This window comes from Mesonia oceanica, assembly GCF_902499555.1.
GTDB lineage: Bacteria > Bacteroidota > Bacteroidia > Flavobacteriales > Flavobacteriaceae > Mesonia > Mesonia oceanica.
In genome coordinates this window covers 201,526-221,121 of sequence record NZ_CABVMM010000008.1, presented here as the reverse complement: position 1 = coordinate 221,121, position 19,596 = coordinate 201,526, and the positions used below count along the sequence as shown (strand labels likewise).

Sequence of the window (19,596 nt, the reverse complement as noted above, 5' to 3'; positions counted from 1 at the left end):
TATTTCAAAAGTTTAATTATATTAATCCTAAATCATCGATGTAAATAATCACATTGCTATTACCGCTTAGTTCTTGAATAACAATCTGAGAAAATACTTCTAATTCATTCTCTCCAATTAAAGCAGGGTCATCTAATGATATTTCAAAATCATTCCATTGCCCCTCTTCTACTTGTAAAATCACTCCTAGCTCTTGTTCATTTAACGCATTAATGGAGAATCTTAAATTTCCTACATTTTGCTCTCCATAAATAGAGACCTTAACAGCACTGTAATCTGAAATTGGTAATGGAGCACCCCCATTCCCTATTTGAAAACCAGAATATCCTCCATTGTAAATTCTTTTAATGGAAAAATCCCCTCTTTTCACTTGCTCGGTATTCTCAAAATCCTCGGAACCATCCCAGCCTCCAACCCACCAACCTTCTTTGAGGGCATCATCATAGATCACGAATTTAAATCCAAAGGCTTGTTCAGATTGAGTAACTCCACCAAGGGTTTCAACAAAAATATAACTTTGTACGATTCCTTCAGGTACTTCTACTTGAATCTCTGTGCTTGTAGAGGAAACGATGACAGCTTCTGTCTCTCCAAAACGTACGGACTCTAGCCCTTCAAAAATACTTCCTACAATGGTAACAATTTCACCGGCTCCTGCTGCCACCGGCGAAAAACTATCGATCTCAGGTGCTGGTTGCTCGATAGGAAAATCAATAACCGCAACTCCTTCTGAAGTCACTACTTTAAGTTCGTCGCTAGCATCAAAATAAGGAGTTTCTTTTGGAATAGAAACCAATATGGTCGTATTGGTGACCAACGTTGGATTAAAATAAGATTTGGTATCATTAAAATAAATCTCTTTAGTGGTAGCCAAATTCTCTCCATAAATACGGTACATATTTTCACGCAAACCCACCGTTGTGGTAGAATCGTTAATGGCCAAAGTTACCCTATTAATCACAGGAGGGCCATCTACAGTAGCCGGACCGCTATCATCGCCTTCACAGGAAATAAAACCTATCGAGCTAATCGTTAAGAAAACTAATCCTAAAATTATTTTTATATTTTTCATACTATTTCTTTTAATTAAAATCATAAGGTTGTGGTTCTTCCAATAATAATGGATTTAAAGCAGCATCTGTGGAAGGATAAGGCATTAAAAAATCATCAGAAGAAGGAGTGTAATTTTCAGAATATACTTCACCGGTTTCGTTGCTGTAAATTCCTCTTTCTTGGTTACTAATTATTTCAATAGCCATTTGGCGATCTATTCTCCCTAAATCAAACCAATAATCACCTTCTATAGCAAACTCAATCCTTCTTTCTTGAAGAATATTTTCTAAGGTGATAGAAGGAAAACTTCCTAAACCTGCCCGTTGTCTTATGGTATTAAATGAATCTAGCGCTGCAGGATCACTGGTACTGGACTGACCTGCTAAAATAGCTTCGGCGTGAATTAACAACACATCGGCATAGCGCATAATATACGTATTATTCGCAGCTGAATGAGAAGAACCTTCGCCCCCATTATCTTCTGGCGTACCCACTACATATTTCTTGATTCCGGCTTTGGTTAACTGGGCATTTACTGTTTCCGGTACGGTGTATCCACCTTCTTCAGAAAGAATTTCGGGATAATAATCTCCTTCTAACATAATGGTAGGTTTTCTACGTACATCCCCATCCTCATAAGCATCTTGTAAATCTAAGGTGGGCCCAATAACGCCATAACCATCGCCTGTTCCCGTAATTTGAGAACTAATGGCAAAAGATGCTTGCATAGCATTTCCCCTACCATATCCTTGAGCGGTCCACTGCATTTGTACGATCGATTCTTGATTATTGTTATTTTCGGTAAGGAATAAATCTGCATAACTTTTGGAAGGTAAGTCTATCCCAAAAAGTTTAAATTCACCACTATTAATAACTTCTTCAGCGAGTTGTCTAGCTTCTTGATACTCTTCTTGGTAAAGATGAACTTTGGCTTTTAATGCTTTTGCAGATCCGCTGGAAACATGAATGTTCGCTTCATAATTTTCACCTCTAATTTTTTCATAGCAATTATCAATGGCAAACTGCAGATCCCTTTCTATAAACTCATATACATCCTCTATCCTATTTTTAGGAATTTGAGGGTCATAAACATAATCTAAATTGTTTTCAATAATCGGAACAGCTCCCCAAATTCTAACCAAATAAAAATAAGCTGCAGCACGCATAAAATGAGCTTCTCCTAATGCATTTTTCACAGCACTCTCAGGAATTGAAGAACTTACTCGCTCCGGCACAAAATTTATCATGGCATTAGATTGCGCCACAACTCCCCATAAACTTTCCCAGCCATCGGTAAGAACAGTGTTATCACCAGAAACCGTGAAATTGCCGAAATTTATTACATCTCCAGAATAGGTACGTGCATTTCCTCCGGTTAATTCTCCAATTGCCCAAAACGCTTTTGTATTAAAATTAAACCATGGGGTTCCATAAAGAACATTGGTATTGGCCATTAATTCTTCTTCACTTGAATAAAAATTATCTAAAGCAACCGAATCTTCCGGCGGTCGATTTAAAAAATCATCGCTACAAGCACTTACCAATAATATTAAAATACATATTGGTAAGATTCTCATTTTTAAATTTATATCTTTCATAGTAATATATGTTTTAAAATTCTGCATTTAAACCTAATGTAAATGTTCTTGGAATAGGGTATCTACCTCTATCTACACCTGTTTGCAGAGCATCTCCGTTATATGACCCTATTTCGGGATCGTACCCTGAATAATCTGTAAATGTGTATAGGTTTTGAATGGTCCCATAAATTTTTAATTTACCCATGCCTATCTTTCTAATTAAATCTGAAGGTAAATTATACCCTAAGCTTAGGTTTTGAATTCTTAAATAAGAACCATCCTCTACATACCTATCAGAAACAAATATGTTTTGGTTATCGTCCCCACGACGCGGTCTTGGGTATTTAGCATCGGTATTATCCGGGGTATAATAATCTTGAGCTTCTACCAATTGGTTACTGTAGAATCTTGCCAAGCCGGTAGTTTCTTTTCGGGTTAAATTCAGGATATCATTACCGTAAGACCCTTGAAGGAAAATACTTAAGTCGAAATTTTTATAGGAAAAATTGTTGGTGAAGCCAAAGGTGAAGTCTGGATGTGGATTCCCTATAAAAGTCCTATCATCTTGATTGATAACGCCATCTCCATTAATATCTTCATATTGAATATCTCCTAATTGATTATCATTGATATTATCAGAAAAAGGGATGCCGAATTGTTCTGGAGCTCCATTTATATCTTCCGGAGTCCTAAAAATCCCTTTTACCTTATACCCCCAAAACATTCCTACGGGCTTTCCTTGTACCGTTCTTGTAATGGGGGTGGCTAAGTAACCTGAGGTAATACTTCTAATAACTTCCAAATTATCACTATAAAGAGAAGTTACTTTATTTTTATAATGAGAAAAATTTAAACTGCTAGACCAACTAAAATCTTTTGATTGTAGAGTTGAATAATTAATCGTAAGGTCCACTCCTTTATTGGACATTTCCCCTAAATTCACATAAGGTGCAGTCAAACCACCTAAGTAAGATTCATCACCCGAAGGTCCTGTTAAGAATACCGGTAATGGCAATTGATAAAGGAAATCTTTTGATTCTTTACTATAAACTTCAATAGTGGTGTTCAACCTATTTTTAAATAAGGAGAAATCCAATCCTAAGTTTACTTGGGTACTTTCTTCCCATTTTAAGTCCGGGTTAGGTATATTACTCACATAATAACCTAAACCTGCTCCTGTCTGTACACTTGCTAAACTGGCGCCGTAGCGGTAATTGGGTAAACCTTGATTACCTACCACACCATAACCTGCTTTCAATCGGATATTATCAACGGTTTTATTTACACCTTCCATCCAAGGTTCTTTGTAAATTTTCCAAGAAGCTGCAAACGATGGAAAATACCCCCATTGTTTATCTCCCATAGGATCAAATTTAGAAGATCCATCTGCCCTGAATGTGGCCGTTAGCCCATATTTGTTTTTTAATGAATATAAAGCCCTTCCGTAGTAAGAGTTCAATGATGTACTCCCTTGGTAAGCTCCATAGTCTAATATTCTTTCTGCGTTGTTTAAGGTTTGTAAATTATTACTTACAAATTCTTGTCCTGTAGCAAGCACGCCTTCCCAAGCAGATTCTTGGGCTTCTTGCCCTATTAAAAGGTTAAGATCGTGGATTCCATTAAAGTTTTTATTGTAATTAATATAGTTTTTAATGATCCAAAATCTATTTTCAGCACGCTTTTCAAACAGGGTAGCATATTCATTTATAAATCGCCCCCAGCTATAGGTTGGCGTAAAAATACTGTTATCACTAAAATCAAAATTACCTCCAATTTCATTTCTAAACTTTAACCCATCCAATAATATAAATTCACTATATATATTCCCCAACAAATTATGTTTAAGCAAATTATTGGTCCTACTTAAAGCAAGAGCTACAGGGTTAATACTTCCTTCTACAGCAGTAGGATCATTGGGTGGTCCGGCAAAAGTACCATCAGGGTTCCTTACCGCAACATCGGGCGCCTGCAATAATGCCAGACTTACAATACCATTTCGGTTACTATTTAGGGTAATATCTTCATCGGTTCTACTGGCAGTTATATAGGCTCCAACGTGCAACCAGTCTTTTACCTGTGAATCAATATTGGCCCTTAACGTGATACGGTTAAAACCAGAACCTATAACCATCCCTTCCTGATCAAGGTAACTTCCGGAAATTAAATAATTGGTCTTCTCTGAACCTCCAGAATACGATAATTGATGGTTTTGCATCCACGCTTGTTGAAAAACTTCATCCTGCCAATCTGTTCCTGGACCCAATAATTCCGGATTAGTAAATTCAACACGAGGATCTGTATTAAACTCATCGGCCAAGTCATTCTGCAATTTCGCATACGTTGGCAAACTCATCACATCTAATAACTTTTGAGGTTCCTGCATGGCTAAATACGTATTGTAACGTAATTTCCCATCTTGGTTTTTGCTCCCACTTTTGGTTTTGATAATCACTACTCCGTTAGCTCCACGGGAACCATAAATAGCAGTTGCAGAAGCATCTTTTAAGATATCTACCGACTCAATATCGGCCGGGTTAATGGAAGACAATGGGCTTGTCCCCACTTGTCCTGTTCCTTCAAAATCAGACGCATCGGTTCTTCCGCTAGTACTGGTGTTTCTTGAATCTCCTGAAATGGGTACTCCATCGATTACGTACAAAGGCTCATTATTACCCGTAATAGAAGTAATTCCTCTAATTCTTACTGAAACAGCACTTCCCGGTTTACCGGAATTTTGGCTGATGGTAACTCCGGCTGCCCGACCTTGCATTAACTGATCTATACTTACTTGCGGAATATTTTCAATTTCTTCAGCTTCTATACTAGAAACAGAACCATTTACATCTTGCCGTTGTTGAGCTCCATAACCAATGAGCACTACTTCTGCTAAACTTTCAGAATCTTCAGCTAAGGTCACATCAATCTGGTTTCTTTCGCCTACTTTTTCTTCAACAGGTACAAAACCCACATAGCTGAAAACGATAACGTTTTCGTTATTTACACTAATTTGATATTCCCCATCAAAATTGGTAGTAGTCCCGGTATTGCTGTCTTTAATTAAAACGTTGACGCCCAATAAAGGCATCCCATTTTCATCTTTTACAGTACCCGTTACCGTCTTTTGCTGTGCTTGTATTTGTGAAAATGAAAAGCACGCAAAAAACAAAAGGCATAATTGTAAAAATCTTGTCATAGGTAAAGATTTATTTCTGTGTTTTTGCATAATAGTTATTGTATTGGCTTTAACCTGGCTTCGTAGATTTATATTTTTAAGGCCTTAAAATTGAAGCATTAATAATTTTGTGCGCAAATTTTACGATATCCAAAACTAAATAGATAATACAGTTCATTTCAATACTATTTTATCATTTACTTATAATATTTTTTCTTTCATAAAAAACATTATAAATACATATTGCTCAAAAATTAAATCAAAGAAGAAGTTTTATAAAAAAGCATAACGAAAAAAGAAGGTAAATTTTAAATGAAGTGACTTTATAAAACAAAAAAACTCTCAGGCAAACCCAAGAGTTTTTAATTAGAAAATACGCCATCAAAATTCAAAATTTTGATGGCGCAGTAAATAAAGAAGAATACGATCTAATTTTGAAGTTTTGCTTTTACTAATCTTCCTGAGGTGGTTAATTTCCTGTTTTTAGTTAAATCTTCAATACTGCTTTCGGGTTTCAACACCGAGCATGCTTCATCTTTATCGGCAACCGACCAATTACAATAGGAGATTTTATAGTTATCTAATAATTTCCACCAGATTTTGGTTTGTTCTTCATTTACAATTCCATCTCCAGAAGCATCGGTAGTACCATATTCTGTCACAAAAATAGGAAGTCCGCCAGCTATCGCTTTTTCAGCTAGATCCCGAAGTTCTTGACGATGGGTATCGGCATAAAAATGAAGTGTGTAAGCCACATTCTCTTCCGGTATAGGATCCTTTAAAGCTTCATCTATCCGTTGCGACCAACTAGGGGTTCCGCAAACAATAATGTTATTGGAATCATTTTTACGGATCGCTTTTATAATTTGGGTATGATAAGGTTTTAACACTTCACTCCAAGAAACCTCCAAGGGTTCGTTATAAATCTCATAGATAATATTCGGGCAATCGCCATACTTTTTTGAAATGTGTGCAAAGAATTTTTTTGATTCTTCCAAATGATCTTCTGCGTGATGATCGTGCCAATCTACAATCACATATAAACCTTCCGCTATAGCAGCATCAATCACGGTTTCAACCTTCTTAAGTTCCCGGTCAGGATAGGTTAAATATCCTTCATAATCTACCGCCATAGCAGCACGAAGCACATTGCATTGCCAATCGTTTTTTAAAATTTCAACTGTTTTTGCTGAATAAAATTTAGGCTGCCATTGACTCCAAAAAAGGGACATTCCTTTTAACTGTAAAACTTCTCCGTCTTTGTTTTTTAAATGAGGGCCCTCTATTCTTAATTGAACATTTTCTTCTACGGGAGTTTGAGCGTAGGCCTTATACGGTAACGCTAAACTTATGATGCTTAGAAAAATTAAAATATACTTCATTATAATACTCGTTTTATTCCTTTAAATTCTTTTCTAAATTCGGTTGGGGTGCAATTCTTGCACTTTTTAAAAACCCTATTAAAATTAGCGATATTATTAAATCCGCATTTAAAACCAATCTCTCCTATACTCAAGTCTGTTCCTATTAACCATCTGGTAGCATAACTTATACGGGTATCGTTTAAATAATCAATAAAGGTTTTACCTGTTCTGCGCTTGATAAAACGATTAAAAGAAACTTGGCTCATATTAATCAAAGAAGAGATATCTTCAAGCGTGATTTTACGGTGAAAGTTTTGCTGTACATACTCATAGATCTTTTTTATTTTATCGCTATTTTCAAAATTCTCTTCTTCAGCGATATAGGTAGACAACAGGCGTTGATGCCTGCTAGTGGCCAAATCCTGTAGAATAGATATAAAATCCAATAAATAGTCTATACTATCTATTTTAGATAACTTCATCATACGGGGCATCACTTCTTCAGCTATTTTTTCTGAAAATAAAATTCCGTGCTTCGATCGCTCGAACATCTCATTAATAGATTTGAAAATTTTTCTAGATAATAGCTTTTTATCAAAAAGATCGTTATGAAAATGAATGGTGATCTCGTGAATTTTTTTATTGGTACAATTATGTAATTCCCAACAATGTACCAGGTTAGGACCTACCAAAACCAGCTCCACCTCTCCTATTTCTTCCAGGCTATCTCCAACGACACGCCTCACTCCTTTTCCGTTATAAATAAAGTTCAATTCGTATTCAGGATGAAAATGAATAGGATAATCAAAATCTGATTTTACCCTATCGAAAACTAAAAAACTATCATCTGGGGCTAACTGGGTGATTTCTCTGTGAATATTATCTTTTAGTTCCATACTGAAGAAAAAATTATATTAATAAATGACAAAATCATATTAAATCAAATCGAATTCTTACCATAAATTTGATTTTGACAAAATTTCACATCTAATAATGTGAATTATAAAAAAAATTAAAATTAAATATAAAATAAAATATCACTTAACTTCAAGAAAATATTTACTTTACTTATTAAATATTTCATTTTTAATAGCAATAACTTCATGTAGTTCCTTATTTCACCCTAACAAATCCAAGCAAAAGCCTACTGGAAATTTATACCGAAAAATTCAATCGTTTTCGAAAAAAGGAATTGCTGTAGGACATCAAGATGCCACCGCTTATGGAGTGGGTTGGAAACTTTCTTCTGAGAATCAATTTAAAAGCGATATGGAAGAAGTAACTGGATTTTTCCCGGCCATCTATGGTTGGGATGTAGGTAATATTGAATTAGGAAAGAAACAAAACTTGGATGGTGTTGCTTTTGACTTTATAAGAAAGGAAATCATTAACATTCATAAAAAAGGAGGCATCAACACCATAAGCTGGCACATCCACAATCCTGAAACAAAGGGAAACTCTTGGGATACTACCACAGTAGTACCTTCTATTTTAAAAGGAGGAAAAAATCACATGATCTATGAAAAATGGGTAGCTAAGCTCGCTATATTTTTCAAAAGTCTAAAGACTGAAGATAACGAAAGTATCCCCATTATTTTTAGGCCTTTTCACGAAATGAACGGGAATTGGTTTTGGTGGGGAGCGGCACATTGCACTACGGAAGAATACAAAGCATTGTACCGGCAAACATTTCAATTATTAAAAGAACAGGGAGTAGATAATTTGCTTTACGCTTATTCTCCCAATACTTTAAAAACCCCTGAAGAATATGAGAAATACTACCCTGGAGATGAGTATGTTGATATCTTAGGAATAGATATTTACAATTATGGTGGAGATGACTTATACCAGAAAAACCTTCAGCAAGGGATCACGCTTATGAGAGATTTTGCTATGGTCCATGGAAAGCCTTATGCCCTAACTGAAACCGGGAATATGTATCCTGAAAACCCGAAATGGTGGACAGAAGTATTTGAACCGGGAATAAAAGACTCCGGGATAAGTTGGTTCTTACTTTGGAGAAATGCAAAACCTTCTCATTATTTTGCTCCATATCCGGGAGAAGCTTCAGCAAAAAACTTCTCGGAATTTGCAGAAAACATGCAATTACTTTTTCTTAACGACCTCAAGAAATTTAAAGTTACTGCAAAATAATTCAACGTATGTTACAAGCTTTAGACATAGCCATTATATTAATTTACCTCTTCGGTACTATTGTTATTGGATTAACCCTTAGAAAAAAGGCTCAAAAAAGTAAAGAAGAGTACCTCTTAGGTGGCAAGAACCTTCCTTGGTATATGTTAGGGCTTTCTAACGCTTCCGGCATGTTCGATATTTCCGGGACGATGTGGCTAGTCACTTTAACCTTTGTCTATGGTTTAAAAAGTATTTGGATCCCTTGGCTTTGGCCGGTTTTTAATCAAGTATTTTTAATGATGTACTTATCTTCTTGGCTAAGACGTTCTGAGGTAACTACGGGTGCAGAATGGATTAATTTCAGGTTCGATAATGGTAAAGGTGGAAATTGGTCACACACCATTATTGTGATTTTTGCAATTTTAAGTTGTCTTGGTTTTTTAGCCTATGGGTTTATTGGGCTGGGAAAATTTGTAGAGATTTTTATCCCATGGGAGATGGTGAGCAATTACGTACCCTTTCACGTTCCGCCGACCTATATTCCTCATTTCTATGGAATTATTTTTACGCTTTTCGCTGTATTTTATTCGATTATTGGTGGAATGTCCGGGATTGTTTGGACCGATGTTTTACAATACACCATCATGACAATTTCATCTATTGCCATTGCCATCATCGCATTTAAGGCCGTTGGAAGTGAAACCTTAGTAGTTCCAAAAGATTGGATGAACCCGTTTTTTGAATGGGAACTCCATATGGATTGGAGCGGAATCATTGATGAAGTGAATACCAAAATCGCTTCAGATGGTTATTCCATGTTCAGCATCTTTTTTATGCTGATGTTGTTTAAGGGCATCTTGGCAAGTATCGCCGGACCGGCACCCAATTATGATATGCAGAAAATCTTATCGACCAAATCGCCCAAAGAAGCGGCGATGATGAGTGGTTTTTCTAACTTGGCTTTGATGCCTACACGCTATTTAATGATTGGTGGCTTCTCTGTTTTGGCAATCCTTTTCTATGAAAAATTAGATTTAACCACTGCAGGAATCTTGGATTTCGAGAAAATATTACCGGCAGCCATTCAGCAATTTCTACCCGTAGGTTTATTAGGCTTGGTCTTGGCCGGATTATTAGCTGCTTTTATGTCAACTTTCGCCGGTACCTTAAATGCTGCACAAGCTTATATGGTGAACGATATTTATTTAAAACGTAACCCGAATGCTTCTCGTAAAAAAATAAACAAGATCAATTATGTGAGCGGGATTTTAGTAGTATTGGTCAGTATTGTTCTCGGGTTCTTTGTAGAAGATGTCAATTCTATACTGCAATGGATTGTAAGTGCGCTTTATGGAAGTTACGTGATGTCAAACCTTTTAAAATGGCACTGGTGGCGGTTTAATGGAGAAGGTTATTTCTGGGGAATGCTTTCTGGAATTATTCCGGCGCTTATCTTTCCCATATTTACCGATACCTTAGATTTATATTACTTTCCGGTAATTTTACTTATCTCTCTCATAGGCTGTATTGTGGGCACATATTCGGCTCCCGCTACTAATGAAAAAGTCCTTATTCATTTCTATAAAAAAACACACCCTTGGGGATTTTGGAAACCCATTCTTGAGAAAATTAAAGAAAAGGAACCTGAATTTGAAAAAAACAAAGCTTTTAAACGTGATATGTTCAATGTAAGTGTGGGCATCGTTGCACAAACCTTATTAGTCATCATACCACTTTACTTGATATTGCATCAACACATACACATGCTTATAGCCATAGGCATATTGGTTATTTGTGCAATTATTTTAAAAAAAACCTGGTGGAACAAACTTCAACGCTTATAAAAGAACTTATATAGTTTTTACTTAAAACAGATAACGATGAAAAATTTTAATAAACAAAGCTTACAAATGCATTTTGCCACGATCATTATAACGATATCACTGGCATTTATGGGATCCTGTACGAACGATGATGGCGGTAAAACCACTCCACCCGATAGTACGCCCGATAATACTCCTACGGAAGAACTTACTTTAAAAGAAAAAGCAAAATTTAATATAGGGGCAGCTATTAGGACAGCTTATTTACAGGAGGAAGATTACAAAAATACATTACTCGAAAATTTCAGTCAGATTACGGCAGAATATGAAATGAAAATGGAAGTGATTTGGGAATCCCCCACTTCCTTTAATTGGGAAAAATCTGATGAATTGGTCAATTTCGCACAAGAAAACAACTTGGATGTCCACGGACATACATTGATTTGGTATCGCTCATTTCCCGAATGGTTTAAGCAAGCAAATTACGATTCTACTGCCTTCGAAAACCATATTAAAAACTATATCACTACCGTGGTCACCCGATATAAGGATAAGGTAAAAAGTTGGGATGTCGTGAATGAAGTATTTGCCGATCAAGGAGGTTATCGCGAAGAAGAGATCATCTTACCGGTATTTAATGACCCTATTGCTTTTTATGGTCGATGCTTTCAATATGCGAAAGAAGCAGATCCTGATGCACTTCTATTTTATAATGATTATTCCGTGGTTTTAGATGGAGGAAAAAGAAATGCAATCAAAGATATGGTCAACAGGTTTCAAGCAGAAAATTATCCTATTGATGGTTTAGGAGATCAATTTCATTATCGGGAAAACACTCCCAAACCTACGATGAAAGAAGGCTTTGAAGATATGGCTTCCACCGGCTTACTAGTTCACATATCAGAAATGGATATCATTATGAATTTAGATAAGTCACCCAATTATGACTTTAATGAAGTAGAGGCTGAAAAGCAAAAACAAACCTATAAATACATTGTTGAAATGTATGAAGACCTTCCGGCTAATCAAAAATTTGCTATTTCCTTATGGGGAATTACAGATAAATATACATGGCTATCAGATTATTGGTCAGAAAATATTCATCCATTATTGTTTGATGCGAATTATAAGAAAAAACCGGCCTATGAGGGCTTCTTAGAAGGTTTAAATTAATTTTTAGATCCTTCAGCTAGCAACTAATTATTTAACTCCGTTTCCATTTTACATAGGTATTCCAATGAAAAAAAACATTCCAGGTTACGATCAACTTATTGAAAATTACCATCATTTAATCAATCAACCCAATCTTCCTAGGGAAGAAAACAACGGGGTTTATCAACGTTACCAACACCCCATTATTACCGCACAACATGCGCCTATTCATTGGAAATATGACCTCAACCCAGCAACCAATCCACTTGGTTTGGAACGCATCGGGATCAATTCAACATTTAACCCTGGCGCTATTAAATTTGAAGGGAAATATTTATTAGCGGTAAGAGTAGAAGGAAATGATAGGAAATCTTTCTTTGCCATCGCAGAAAGCCCTAACGGAATCGACAAATTTGAATTTTGGGATCAACCTATTCAATTACCGCAAACCGAAGAGCCCGATACCAATGTTTACGATATGCGTCTCATCCAACACGAAGATGGTTGGATTTACGGCATTTTCTGTACCGAAAGAAAAGACCCGAATGCTCCTGAAGGTGATACGAGTTCAGCCGTAGCTAACGCAGGGATAGTAAGAACCAAAGATTTAAAACAATGGGAACGCTTACCCGATTTAATTAGCCATAGCGGTCAACAAAGAAATGTTGTACTTCACCCGGAGTTTGTAAATGGTCAATATGCTGTTTATACTCGCCCACAAGACGGTTTTATTAACGTAGGAAGCGGTGGCGGAATTGGCCTTGGTTTTATAGATCACATGGAAAACCCAGAGGTAAAGAATGAAAAAATTATCAATCAAAAAGTTTACCATACCATTTACGAACTTAAAAACGGTTTAGGCCCGGCTCCTATTAAAACCAATGAAGGCTGGCTCCACTTAGCCCACGGGGTAAGAAATACCGCCGGTGGTTTACGCTACACCTTATATCTATTCATGACGAGCTTGGAAGATATTGGTAAAGTAATTTATCAACCTTCCGGTTACTTTATGGCCCCCAATGATGAAGAAACTGTGGGAGATGTTCCCAATGTTTTATTTGCGAATGGTTGGATAGAAGAAGAAGGTAAGGTATTTATTTATTATGCCTCCTCAGACACCCGATGCCATGTAGCTACTTCTAGCGTAGAAAAATTGGTAGATTTTGTAAAAAACAGTCCGCAAAAAGACTTTACTTCAGCAGCTTCCGTCAATTCCATTGTGCAGCTTGTTCATAACAACAAAGGTCGCTATTAATATGAAATACCCGGAAAGCTTTTATAAATCCCTCACTACAGAATTAAATTCCATCGTCAACTATTGGAAGCATAACAGTGTAGATAAAAAAGAAGGAGGCTTTTTGGGAAAGCGTGACCATTATAACCATACGGTGCCCAATGCTCATAAAGGCATTATTTTAAACACCCGTCTGTTATGGTCGTTTTCCATGCTTCAACAGTATGATCCTCATTTCAATGTACATGAACTTGCTAAGCGTTCTTTCCTATACCTAAAAACCTATTTTGAAGATAAAGAACATGGCGGACTTTTTTGGGAACTTACCGCAGAAGGAAAACCTTTTCAACCGAAGAAGCAAATTTACGCACAAGCCTTTGGGATTTATAGTTTAGTAGCATACTACAAAGTTTCTCAAGATGAAGAAGCTAAAGATTGGGCAATTGCACTCTTCCATTTAATTGAAAAACACGCTTTAGACGCCATAGAAAACGGTTATATCGAAGCTTTTGAAAAAGATTGGTCACCCCTAACCGATATGCGCCTTAGCATAAAAAGTATGCTAGCAGAAAAAACCATGAATACCCACCTGCATATCTTAGAAGCTTATACATCATTACTCGAAATAAATCCGAATGAACAACTGAGAAAAGCACTCAAAAATCTGATTGATCTGCTTTTAAATCAATTTTTAAACGAGGAGTATAATTTTGAATTGTTTTTTGATAAGCAATGGAAGCTCGTTAGTCGTGAAATATCCTTTGGTCACGATATTGAAGCCGCTTGGTTGTTGATAGATGCAGCCAAAGTAGTAAACGAAGAACGTTTAATAGCCATTACCCAAGATAGAGCGGTAAAAATAGCCGATAGGTTTCTAGAACTAGGCTACAAAAAAGGAGAAGGTGTCCTTAATGAACTCAATAGAGATAATCATCAGTTTGATACCGACCGCCATTGGTGGCCACAAGTAGAAGCTATGGTTGGGTTGCATTACGCCTATCAACTTACCAACGAAGAAAAGTATAAAAATGCGGTGTTGGATATTTGGGAATACACCCAAAAACATATCATCGATCGTAGAAACGGGGAATGGCATTTTCAGGTAAATGAAAAAAATATTCCTTTTGAAAAGGAAGACAAGTTAAGTATGTGGAAAGCTCCTTACCATAATTCCCGTGCATTGACCAAGTTATTAAAAGACCGCTCATGAAAAAATTAGTAGTACTTATTTGCCTTCTCATTTTTATGGGGAGTTGCAAAACATATCAGTATAAAGACCTCAAAACCCCTAAGATTACCATCCAAAATGGTCAGTTTTTAAAAGGAAAACAAGCCTATTATTTTGTAGGTGCCAATTATTGGTATGGACCATTAATCGCTGCCAAGAACATCGGTGATCGAGAGAGACTCCTAAAAGAGTTGGATGTAATGGATAGTTTGGGCATTGATAATTTAAGAATATTGGTAGGAGCTGAAGGAGGCACCGAAGACTTTCAAGTAAAACCCGCTTTACAACCAGAACAAGGAAAATATAATGAAGATTTACTGGACGGTTTAGATTTTTTATTAGCAGAAATGGCGAAACGGGAAATGTACGCGGTGCTATACCTCAACAACAACTGGATTTGGTCAGGAGGAATGTCGGCTTATTTAGCGTGGAATGGTTATGGGGAAGTTCAAAATCCATTTACCGATAAGTATACTTGGGAAGATTACTTCAACTACACCCAACAGTTTCATACATGTATGCCATGCCGAGAAGCTTTTCAACAACATATAAAATTTATTCTTGGTAGAACCAATAACTACTCCGGAAGAAAATATACCGAAGACCACACCATTATGTCTTGGCAAGTAGCCAATGAGCCTCGTATTTTTACAGAAAGTGATCGGGAACCTTTTCAAATTTGGTTAAATGAAACCGTTGAATTATTAGAAAAATTAGCTCCCAATACTTTAATTTCAACCGGTGCCGAAGGCAAAGCAAGCTATCTTCAAGAAATAGATACCTACCAAATGCTTCATTCCCATAAACACATCGATTATTTAACCATGCATATGTGGCCTAAAAACTGGAACTGGTATGATGTTAATCATGAGGAAACCTCTACCCTTACTTCCATTGAAAAAGCCAACCATTACATAGATGAACATATTCAAGTAGCCAAAAACTTAAACAAACCTATCGTGATTTCAGAATTTGGTTTTCCCAGGGAAAAAGAGAGCTTATTGAAAAAAGCTTCCCTTAAAAATAGAAATCAATTTTATCAAGCCATCTTTAAAAGATTAGAAGAAAGCTATCAAGATCAAAACGTATTAGGTGGAGTCAACTTTTGGGGTTTTGCAGGCTATGCCAACACCAACCAACAACGAGGCAAATGGGAAATAGGTGACGATTTTAGTGCCGATCCACCTCAGGAACCACAAGGTTTAAATTCAGTATTTGCAACAGATACCAGCACGCTGAACCTTATCTATACATACAATAGACATCTCAATAATTTATAAGCTATGAAAAAAACATTCATTTTAAGTATTGTTATAAGCAGCATGACTTTAGCAAGTTTTACAGACACAAAACCAAAACAGATGCGGAAATTTCCTCCTCACGACGATATCGAAAAAAAAATAGACTCTCTCCTAGCCCTGATGACCCTAGAAGAAAAAGTAGGTCAAATGGTACAATACAACGGATTTTGGGATGTAACCGGCCCCACACCAAAAGGAGGTAATACTAAAAAAAAATACGAAGACCTTAGAAAAGGCCGAGTAGGTTCTATGCTTACCGTTCGCGGTACAAAAGAAGTAAGAGCCGTCCAAAAAATTGTAACCGAAGAAAGCAGGTTGGGCATCCCATTAATCATTGGTTTTGATGTGATTCATGGGTATAAAACCCTTAGCCCTATCCCTTTAGCCGAAGCGGCAAGTTGGGACTTAGAAGCCATTGAAAAATCAGCAAAAATAGCAGCCGCCGAAGCCGCCGCCTCAGGAATCAACTGGACCTTTGCCCCGATGGTCGATATTTCTAGAGATCCACGTTGGGGACGCGTGATGGAAGGTGCCGGTGAAGATCCTTATTTAGGAAGTAAAATTGCGAAAGCAAGAGTAAGCGGTTTTCAAGGAAAAGATCTTTCCGATCCCTTGACCGTCGCCGCTTGTACCAAGCATTTTGCCGGCTATGGTTTTGCCGAAGCAGGTCGGGAATACAACAAAGCAGACCTAGGGACCATCACCCTTCATAACATCGTTTTACCTCCTTTTAAAGCTGCCGTAGAAGCCGGGTCAAGAACTTTTATGACGGGTTTTAACGAGCTTAATGGAATTCCGGTTACGGCAAATAAGCATTTGCTTCGGGATATTCTGAAAAAAGAATGGAACTTTGATGGGTTTGTCGTTTCAGATTGGGCTTCCATCGAAGAATTAATGACCTGGGGCTATACCAAAGATCGCGCTGAAACAGCCGTAAGAGCTGCAAATGCAGGCGTAGATATGGATATGGAAGGAAATATCTATATTGAAGAATTGGCCCAGATGGTAAAAGCCGGCAAAGTAAAAGAAGAAATCCTTGACGAAGCCGTACGAAGAATCTTACGCGTAAAGTTTGAATTAGGTCTCTTTGAGGATCCTTATAAATACTGTGATCCAGAACGGGAAAAAGAGGTGATTGGAAATCCTGCCCATATAGAAGCGGTAAGAGATATGGCCAAAAAATCCATCGTTTTACTGAAGAATGAAAACAATTTACTCCCGCTTCAAAAGAAAAAACAAACCATCGCGCTTATTGGACCTTTAGCCGATGAAAATAACAGTCCGCTAGGGAGTTGGAGACTAGGTTCTGATGATCATACCGGAGTAAGTTTAAAAACAGGTTTAGAAGCTTATTCAAAAAATAAGATCAACTATGCAAAAGGGGTTGAATTAGTGAGCAACGACGCCCAATTCACCAAAGAATTACATATCAACACCACAGATGCTACCGGCATTCAAGAAGCGGTAGAAATCGCCAAAAATGCAGATGTCGTGATTATGGCGTTGGGAGAGCATGGCTTTATGACCGGAGAAGGAAGAAGCCGTACCAATATTGATTTACCCGGACTTCAGCAAGAATTATTAGAAGCCGTTTATGAAGTGAATAAAAATATAGTATTGGTGCTTCAAAATGGAAGACCTTTAACCATCAATTGGGCAGATCAACATATTCCTGCCATTGTAGAAGCTTGGCAATTAGGCTCACAAAGTGGTCATGCTATTGCAGAAGTACTTTACGGTGATTACAACCCCAGTGGAAAATTACCAATGACCTTCCCTAGAAGTGTAGGACAAATTCCTATTTATTACAACCATAAAAGAACGGGAAGACCGGTAGATCCTGCTCCCGGAGATGAACAAGTGTTTTGGTCGCATTATATTGACGAAGAAAACACGCCCCTTTATCCGTTTGGTTTTGGGTTAAGTTATACTGAATTTAGTTACAAAAAGCTTCAGCTAGATAAAAAAGAAATTAACAACAACGAAAAGCTTCAACTTTCTGTGGAAGTAAGCAATACCGGTAACTACGATGGACGGGAAGTCGTGCAATTGTACATTCAAGATTTGTATGGAAGCATCATAAGACCTGTAAAAGAATTAAAAGGTTTTGAATTAGTCAACTTGAAAAAGGGAGAAACCCAAACCCTTAGCTTTGAGTTAGGCCCTAAAGAACTTGGTTTTTATAATGAAACCGGTGAATACGTTATTGAACCGGGAGAATTTAAAGTCTTTATAGGCGGAAGTTCGCAAACCAGTTTAGAAGATAGTTTTTCTATTATAGAATAACTTCATTATTTTATTTTAGCAAAAAAGCTCCGAATCATCGGAGCTTTTTATTTATCACTAATTCAGGAGCATGAGCATAATTTTAAAAGTTCCCCTGCTTTGCAAAAAAATAGTGTCCCGTAGGATGAAGTGGTTTTTCTCTATTTTATTCAAGAAATAAAAATAACCTTCCGACTTATTCCGCTAGCGCTACAAAAGAAATATTTTAATTTCCTGCAAGGTCTTAGAGACCTTGTAGGTATTCATTCCAAAAATCTAAAATAATTTTAAAAGTCTCCGCCTTACAAGGAGTAGTTTCCGATAGGACGAGGCGGTTTTCCTCTACTTTATTCAAGAACAAAAAACACCCTTCCGACTTATTCCGCTCACACTACATAAGCCACCTTCCCTAAAAAGGGAAGGAGCTTTTAAGGCTTACTAATTTTATTTCCTGCAAGGTCTTAGAGACCTTGTAGGTATTCATTCCAAAAATCTAAAATAATTTTAAAAGTCTCCGCCTTACAAGGAGTAGTTTCCGATAGGACGAAGTGGTTTTCCTCTACTTTATTCTAGAACAAAAAATAACCTCCCGACTTATTCCGCTAGCGCTGCATGAGCCACCTTCCCTAGAAAGGGAGGGAGTTTTTGATGGGATGCTGAAATAAATTCAGCATGACGATAAATAACAGAAAGAAATATTTTAAAATTTCCTGCAAGGTCTTAGAGACCTTGTAGGTATTCATTCCAAAAAATCTAAAATAATTTTAAAAGTTCCCTCCTTACAAAAAAAGAGTGTCCGATAGGACGAAGTGGCGTTTATCTATTTTATTCAAGAACAAAAACACCCTTCCGACTTATTCCGCTAAAGCTACATAAGCCACCTTCCCTCAAAAGGGAAGGAGTTTTTGATGGGATGCTGAAATAAATTCAGCATGACGATAAATAACAGAAAGAAATATTTTAAAGTTTCCTGCAAGGTTTCTAAAACCTTGTAGGTATTCATTCCAAAAAAAACTAGAATATTTTAAAAGTACCCCTTCTTCCTAAGGAGACCTGTGCAATAGGACGAGGCGGTTTTCAATTATTGTTCAAAAACAAAAAACACCCTTCCGACTTATTCCGCTAAAGCTACATAAGCCACCTTCCCTCGAAAGGGAGGGAGTTTTTGATGGGATGCTGAAATAAATTCAGCATGACGATAAATAATAGAAAGAAATATTTTAAAGTTTCCTGCAAGGTTTCTAAAACCTTGTAGGTATTGATTCAAAAAAAACTAGAATATTTTAAA

General features: G+C 36.9%; 13 protein-coding genes. 7 read left to right on the top strand and 6 right to left on the bottom strand.

The window, feature by feature from the left end:
- Positions 1 to 16: 16 nt before the first annotated feature.
- From FVB9532_RS11435 to FVB9532_RS11415, 5 genes are all read right to left on the bottom strand, one after another.
- The gene (locus tag FVB9532_RS11435; RefSeq protein ID WP_194716542.1) at positions 17 to 1,072 is read right to left on the bottom strand and encodes an IPT/TIG domain-containing protein; all 1,056 of its coding nucleotides are present in this window, start codon (positions 1,070 to 1,072) and stop codon (positions 17 to 19) included.
- A 10-nt stretch (positions 1,073 to 1,082) separates the two neighbouring features.
- Positions 1,083 to 2,651, bottom strand: a complete 1,569-nt coding sequence (locus FVB9532_RS11430; RefSeq protein ID WP_150545308.1) for a RagB/SusD family nutrient uptake outer membrane protein — start codon at positions 2,649 to 2,651, stop codon at positions 1,083 to 1,085.
- A gap of 13 nt (positions 2,652 to 2,664) precedes the next feature.
- Positions 2,665 to 5,826 carry a SusC/RagA family TonB-linked outer membrane protein gene (locus tag FVB9532_RS11425; protein ID WP_194716541.1) on the bottom strand — a complete coding sequence of 1,054 codons (3,162 nt, stop codon included), beginning with the start codon at positions 5,824 to 5,826 and terminating at the stop codon, positions 2,665 to 2,667.
- 407 nt (positions 5,827 to 6,233) lie between these two features.
- Complete coding sequence (locus FVB9532_RS11420; RefSeq protein ID WP_150545306.1) at positions 6,234 to 7,187, bottom strand: glycoside hydrolase family 5 protein; 954 nt, start codon at positions 7,185 to 7,187, stop codon at positions 6,234 to 6,236.
- Positions 7,187 to 8,065, bottom strand: a complete 879-nt coding sequence (locus FVB9532_RS11415) for an AraC family transcriptional regulator (protein ID WP_150545305.1) — start codon at positions 8,063 to 8,065, stop codon at positions 7,187 to 7,189. The genes FVB9532_RS11420 and FVB9532_RS11415 overlap by 1 nt, the downstream gene beginning before the upstream one ends.
- 103 nt (positions 8,066 to 8,168) lie before the next feature.
- On the opposite strand from FVB9532_RS11415, the gene FVB9532_RS11410 reads away from it, so the two are divergent.
- From FVB9532_RS11410 to bglX, 7 genes are all read left to right on the top strand, one after another.
- On the top strand, positions 8,169 to 9,323 hold the full coding sequence (locus tag FVB9532_RS11410; protein WP_150545304.1) for a glycoside hydrolase family 26 protein: 1,155 nt from the start codon (positions 8,169 to 8,171) through the stop codon (positions 9,321 to 9,323).
- Positions 9,324 to 9,331: 8 nt separating this feature from the next.
- Entirely contained in the window at positions 9,332 to 11,149 is a 1,818-nt protein-coding gene (locus FVB9532_RS11405; RefSeq protein ID WP_150545303.1) for a sodium:solute symporter family protein, read from the top strand.
- Between the two features lie 36 nt (positions 11,150 to 11,185).
- Complete coding sequence (locus tag FVB9532_RS11400) at positions 11,186 to 12,301, top strand: endo-1,4-beta-xylanase (RefSeq protein ID WP_228482302.1); 1,116 nt, start codon at positions 11,186 to 11,188, stop codon at positions 12,299 to 12,301.
- 64 nt (positions 12,302 to 12,365) lie between these two features.
- Positions 12,366 to 13,535 (top strand): glycoside hydrolase family 130 protein, encoded by a 1,170-nt coding sequence (locus FVB9532_RS11395; RefSeq protein ID WP_150545302.1) that lies wholly within the window; start codon positions 12,366 to 12,368, stop codon positions 13,533 to 13,535.
- Between the two features lies 1 nt (position 13,536).
- The gene (locus FVB9532_RS11390) at positions 13,537 to 14,724 is read left to right on the top strand and encodes an AGE family epimerase/isomerase (protein ID WP_150545301.1); all 1,188 of its coding nucleotides are present in this window, start codon (positions 13,537 to 13,539) and stop codon (positions 14,722 to 14,724) included.
- The gene (locus FVB9532_RS11385; RefSeq protein ID WP_150545300.1) at positions 14,721 to 16,022 is read left to right on the top strand and encodes a glycoside hydrolase 5 family protein; all 1,302 of its coding nucleotides are present in this window, start codon (positions 14,721 to 14,723) and stop codon (positions 16,020 to 16,022) included. The genes FVB9532_RS11390 and FVB9532_RS11385 overlap by 4 nt, the downstream gene beginning before the upstream one ends.
- 3 nt (positions 16,023 to 16,025) lie before the next feature.
- Positions 16,026 to 18,329, top strand: a complete 2,304-nt coding sequence (gene bglX / locus FVB9532_RS11380) for a beta-glucosidase BglX (protein ID WP_150545299.1) — start codon at positions 16,026 to 16,028, stop codon at positions 18,327 to 18,329.
- A gap of 1,093 nt (positions 18,330 to 19,422) precedes the next feature.
- Here bglX and FVB9532_RS19500 read toward each other — a convergent pair.
- On the bottom strand, positions 19,423 to 19,575 hold the full coding sequence (locus FVB9532_RS19500) for a hypothetical protein (RefSeq protein ID WP_194716540.1): 153 nt from the start codon (positions 19,573 to 19,575) through the stop codon (positions 19,423 to 19,425).
- Between the last annotated feature and the right edge of the window lie 21 nt (positions 19,576 to 19,596).